Here is a 5464-nt window from a genome sequence, read left to right as displayed (position 1 = left end):
GCGGGAGCATCCGATCCTTGAGAACTCAACAGCGTGCACTTGTCAAATGCCAAATAACCTCGACTCCATCTTTTTGGTGGGGTGAGATTCCTTTGGATCAAGTCCAATCCTCTCTTGTGGGGGGTTGGCGTTATGGATTGTCAGTTTTGACATCCTTTTGGTCAGTTCAAACTCGCTGCTTCGGTCTTTTTCCGGCCGTGGTCAGCAATTTTTCTTTACGGAGAGTTTGATCCTGGCTCAGGATGAACGCTGGCGGCGTGCTTAACACATGCAAGTCGAACGGTGAAGCCCAGCTTGCTGGGTGGATCAGTGGCGAACGGGTGAGTAACACGTGAGCAATCTGCCCCTGACTCTGGGATAAGCGCTGGAAACGGCGTCTAATACCGGATACGAACCACCGTCGCATGGTGAGTGGTTGGAAAGATTTTTCGGTCTGGGATGAGCTCGCGGCCTATCAGCTTGTTGGTGAGGTAATGGCTCACCAAGGCGTCGACGGGTAGCCGGCCTGAGAGGGTGACCGGCCACACTGGGACTGAGACACGGCCCAGACTCCTACGGGAGGCAGCAGTGGGGAATATTGCACAATGGGCGGAAGCCTGATGCAGCAACGCCGCGTGAGGGACGACGGCCTTCGGGTTGTAAACCTCTTTTAGCAGGGAAGAAGCGAAAGTGACGGTACCTGCAGAAAAAGCGCCGGCTAACTACGTGCCAGCAGCCGCGGTAATACGTAGGGCGCAAGCGTTATCCGGAATTATTGGGCGTAAAGAGCTCGTAGGCGGTTTGTCGCGTCTGCTGTGAAATCCCGAGGCTCAACCTCGGGTCTGCAGTGGGTACGGGCAGACTAGAGTGCGGTAGGGGAGATTGGAATTCCTGGTGTAGCGGTGGAATGCGCAGATATCAGGAGGAACACCGATGGCGAAGGCAGATCTCTGGGCCGTAACTGACGCTGAGGAGCGAAAGGGTGGGGAGCAAACAGGCTTAGATACCCTGGTAGTCCACCCCGTAAACGTTGGGAACTAGTTGTGGGGTCCATTCCACGGATTCCGTGACGCAGCTAACGCATTAAGTTCCCCGCCTGGGGAGTACGGCCGCAAGGCTAAAACTCAAAGGAATTGACGGGGACCCGCACAAGCGGCGGAGCATGCGGATTAATTCGATGCAACGCGAAGAACCTTACCAAGGCTTGACATATACGAGAACGCTGCAGAAATGTAGAACTCTTTGGACACTCGTAAACAGGTGGTGCATGGTTGTCGTCAGCTCGTGTCGTGAGATGTTGGGTTAAGTCCCGCAACGAGCGCAACCCTCGTTCTATGTTGCCAGCACGTAATGGTGGGAACTCATGGGATACTGCCGGGGTCAACTCGGAGGAAGGTGGGGATGACGTCAAATCATCATGCCCCTTATGTCTTGGGCTTCACGCATGCTACAATGGCCGGTACAAAGGGCTGCAATACCGTGAGGTGGAGCGAATCCCAAAAAGCCGGTCCCAGTTCGGATTGAGGTCTGCAACTCGACCTCATGAAGTCGGAGTCGCTAGTAATCGCAGATCAGCAACGCTGCGGTGAATACGTTCCCGGGTCTTGTACACACCGCCCGTCAAGTCATGAAAGTCGGTAACACCTGAAGCCGGTGGCCCAACCCTTGTGGAGGGAGCCGTCGAAGGTGGGATCGGTAATTAGGACTAAGTCGTAACAAGGTAGCCGTACCGGAAGGTGCGGCTGGATCACCTCCTTTCTAAGGAGCATCTGGCATCTTCGTGATGTCCAGGCCCCCGATCAGAGCGAATGTCTCTGCGGGGAGCTCATGGGTGGAACATTTGACAAGGCATCAGAATCCAAGGGTTCTCGTTAGTACGCTGCTTCGGCAGGGGGAACGGGAGGGCCGGCGGGGTCTGGTGCATGCACGCTGTTGGGTCCTGAGGGACCGGGTGCGATCTGCTTCGGTGGGTCGTGGCTGTTCCTCTGGGCCCATCCTTGGTGCCGGCTGTTGCTGGTGTCGGGGTGGGTACCGCCCGTACTTTGAGAACTACACAGTGGACGCGAGCATCTTCACGACACCCTTCGGGGTGTTGTGTGAAAGATGATCTTAAAGATCATTAGTCAATTTCGATTGACGATTCAACTCATGTGATTTCAAGTCTTTAAGAGCAAACGGTGGATGCCTTGGCATCTGGAGCCGAAGAAGGACGTAGCAATCTGCGATAAGCCTCGGGGAGTGGATAAGCACACTGTGATCCGAGGGTGTCCGAATGGGGAAACCCCGCTGGGCGGCGTGCCGACCCAGTGACTCCCGCCTGAATATATAGGGCGGGTAGAGGGAACGTGGGGAAGTGAAACATCTCAGTACCCACAGGAAGAGAAAGCAACCGCGATTCCGTTAGTAGTGGCGAGCGAAACCGGAACAGGCTAAACCGAGTACGTGTGATATCCGGCAGGAGTTGCGTGTTCGGGGTTGTGGGACTTTCCTGGCTGTTCTGCCGAGCAGCCGGCGTTACAAGAAGGTATAGACGAACTGGATTGAAAGCCAGGTCATAGAGGGTGCGAACCCCGTAGTCGAAATGCCTTGCTTGGCGCGGAGAGTATCCCAAGTAGCACGGGGCCCGAGAAATCCCGTGTGAATCTGTCAGGACCACCTGATAAGCCTAAATACTCCCAGATGACCGATAGCGGACAAGTACCGTGAGGGAAAGGTGAAAAGTACCCCGGGAGGGGAGTGAAATAGTACCTGAAACCGTTTGCTTACAAACCGTTGGAGCCTCCTTAGTAGGGGTGACAGCGTGCCTTTTGAAGAATGAGCCTGCGAGTTAGCGATACGTGGCGAGGTTAACCCGTGTGGGGTAGCCGTAGCGAAAGCGAGTCTGAATAGGGCGATTCAGTCGCGTGTCCTAGACCCGAAGCGAAGTGATCTATCCATGGCCAGGTTGAAGCGACGGTAAGACGTCGTGGAGGACCGAACCCACTTAGGTTGAAAACTGAGGGGATGAGCTGTGGATAGGGGTGAAAGGCCAATCAAACTTCGTGATAGCTGGTTCTCTCCGAAATGCATTTAGGTGCAGCGTTGCGTGTTTCTTGCCGGAGGTAGAGCTACTGGATGGCCGATGGGCCCTACAAGGTTACTGACGTCAGCCAAACTCCGAATGCCGGTAAGTGAGAGCGCAGCAGTGAGACTGTGGGGGATAAGCTTCATAGTCGAGAGGGAAACAACCCAGACCACCAACTAAGGTCCCTAAGCGCGTGCTAAGTGGGAAAGGATGTGGAGTTGCTTTGACAACCAGGAGGTTGGCTTAGAAGCAGCCACCCTTGAAAGAGTGCGTAATAGCTCACTGGTCAAGTGATTCCGCGCCGACAATGTAACGGGGCTCAAGCACGCCACCGAAGTTGTGGCATTGACATTATTGGTAGGCCTTCGTGGTCCAGCCGTGTTGATGGGTAGGAGAGCGTCGTGTGGCCAGCGAAGCGGCGGTGTGAACCAGCCGTGGAGGCTACACGAGTGAGAATGCAGGCATGAGTAGCGAAAGACGTGTGAGAAACACGTCCTCCGAAAGACCAAGGGTTCCAGGGTCAAGCTAATCTTCCCTGGGTAAGTCGGGACCTAAGGCGAGGCCGACAGGCGTAGTCGATGGACAACGGGTTGATATTCCCGTACCGGCGAAGAACCGCCCAAGCTAATCCAGTGGTGCTAAGTGCCCGAATCCCTTTGATCGGATCCCTTCGGGGTGATGACGTTGGGGCTAGCGCATGACCCCATGCTGGTGCGGTTAGCGTATTAACAGGTGTGACGCAGGAAGGTAGCCCAACCCGGGCGATGGTTGTCCCGGGGCAAGTGCGTAGGCCGAGTCATAGGCAAATCCGTGACTCATACAGGCTGAGACACGATGCGGATAAAAAGTGGGTGATCCTATGCTGCCAAGAAAAGCATCGACGCGAGGTTCTAGCCGCCCGTACCCCAAACCGACTCAGGTGGTCAGGTAGAGAATACCAAGGAGATCGAGAGAATCGTGGTTAAGGAACTCGGCAAAATGCCCCCGTAACTTCGGGAGAAGGGGGGCCATCCACTTATTAGGACTTGCTCCGAAAGGGTGTGGTGGCCGCAGAGACTAGTGGGTAGCGACTGTTTACTAAAAACACAGGTCCGTGCCAAGTCGCAAGACGATGTATACGGACTGACGCCTGCCCGGTGCTGGAAGGTTAAGAGGACCGGTTAGCCGCAAGGCGAAGCTGAGAATTTAAGCCCCAGTAAACGGCGGTGGTAACTATAACCATCCTAAGGTAGCGAAATTCCTTGTCGGGTAAGTTCCGACCTGCACGAATGGCGTAACGACTTCCCAACTGTCTCAACCGCGAACTCGGCGAAATTGCATTACGAGTAAAGATGCTCGTTACGCGCAGCAGGACGGAAAGACCCCGTGACCTTTACTACAGCTTGGTATTGGTGTTCGGTGTGGCTTGTGTAGGATAGGTGGGAGACTGTGAAGCAGGGACGCTAGTTCTTGTGGAGTCATTGTTGAAATACCACTCTGGTCACTCTGGATATCTAACTTCGAACCGTAATCCGGTTCAGGGACAGTGCCTGGTGGGTAGTTTAACTGGGGCGGTTGCCTCCCAAAAAGTAACGGAGGCGCCCAAAGGTTCCCTCAACCTGGTTGGCAATCAGGTGGCGAGTGTAAGTGCACAAGGGAGCTTGACTGTGAGACTGACAGGTCGAGCAGGGACGAAAGTCGGGACTAGTGATCCGGCAGTGGCTTGTGGAAGCGCTGTCGCTCAACGGATAAAAGGTACCTCGGGGATAACAGGCTGATCTTGCCCAAGAGTCCATATCGACGGCATGGTTTGGCACCTCGATGTCGGCTCGTCGCATCCTGGGGCTGGAGTAGGTCCCAAGGGTTGGGCTGTTCGCCCATTAAAGCGGTACGCGAGCTGGGTTTAGAACGTCGTGAGACAGTTCGGTCCCTATCCGCTGCGCGCGTAGGAAGTTTGAGAGGATCTGACCCTAGTACGAGAGGACCGGGTTGGACGAACCTCTGGTGTGCCAGTTGTTCTGCCAAGAGCACCGCTGGTTAGCTACGTTCGGGATGGATAACCGCTGAAAGCATCTAAGCGGGAAGCCGGCCTCAAGATGAGACTTCCATACCCCTTGTGGGTGAGAGGCTCCCAGCCAGACTACTGGGTTGATAGGCGAGATGTGGAAGCGTGGTAACACGTGTAGCTGACTCGTACTAATAAGCCGATGACTTGATAACACACCGTTTTTGGTGCTTGCGTCCACTGAGTGGTTCTCGATGTACGGTCGAGAACCGCATGACAATGACATTGTTATGCTGATTGAAACATCAATAGTGTTTCGGCGGCCATAGCGTGAGGGAAACGCCCGGTTACATTCCGAACCCGGAAGCTAAGCCTCACAGCGCCGATGGTACTGCAGGGGGGACCCTGTGGGAGAGTAGGACACCGCCGGACTTCTT

General features: G+C 55.0%; 3 rRNA genes. All 3 read left to right on the top strand.

The features are described from left to right. Window positions 1-214 precede the first annotated feature (214 nt). Window positions 215-1737: ribosomal RNA gene (locus tag N3K63_RS15170) — 16S ribosomal RNA — on the top strand. Between the two features lie 396 nt (window positions 1738-2133). Continuing rightward, a 23S ribosomal RNA gene (locus tag N3K63_RS15165) occupies window positions 2134-5242 on the top strand. A 100-nt stretch (window positions 5243-5342) separates the two neighbouring features. Then, window positions 5343-5459, top strand: a 5S ribosomal RNA gene (gene rrf, locus N3K63_RS15160). The 16S, 23S and 5S rRNA genes sit together here, the layout of an rRNA operon. Window positions 5460-5464 lie beyond the last annotated feature (5 nt).

This window comes from Microbacterium festucae, from assembly GCF_025421715.1.
In the GTDB taxonomy this organism is placed as follows: domain Bacteria; phylum Actinomycetota; class Actinomycetes; order Actinomycetales; family Microbacteriaceae; genus Microbacterium; species Microbacterium festucae.
Note: the sequence above shows the minus strand (reverse complement) of the source record. Positions and strands in the feature narration are given on the sequence as shown.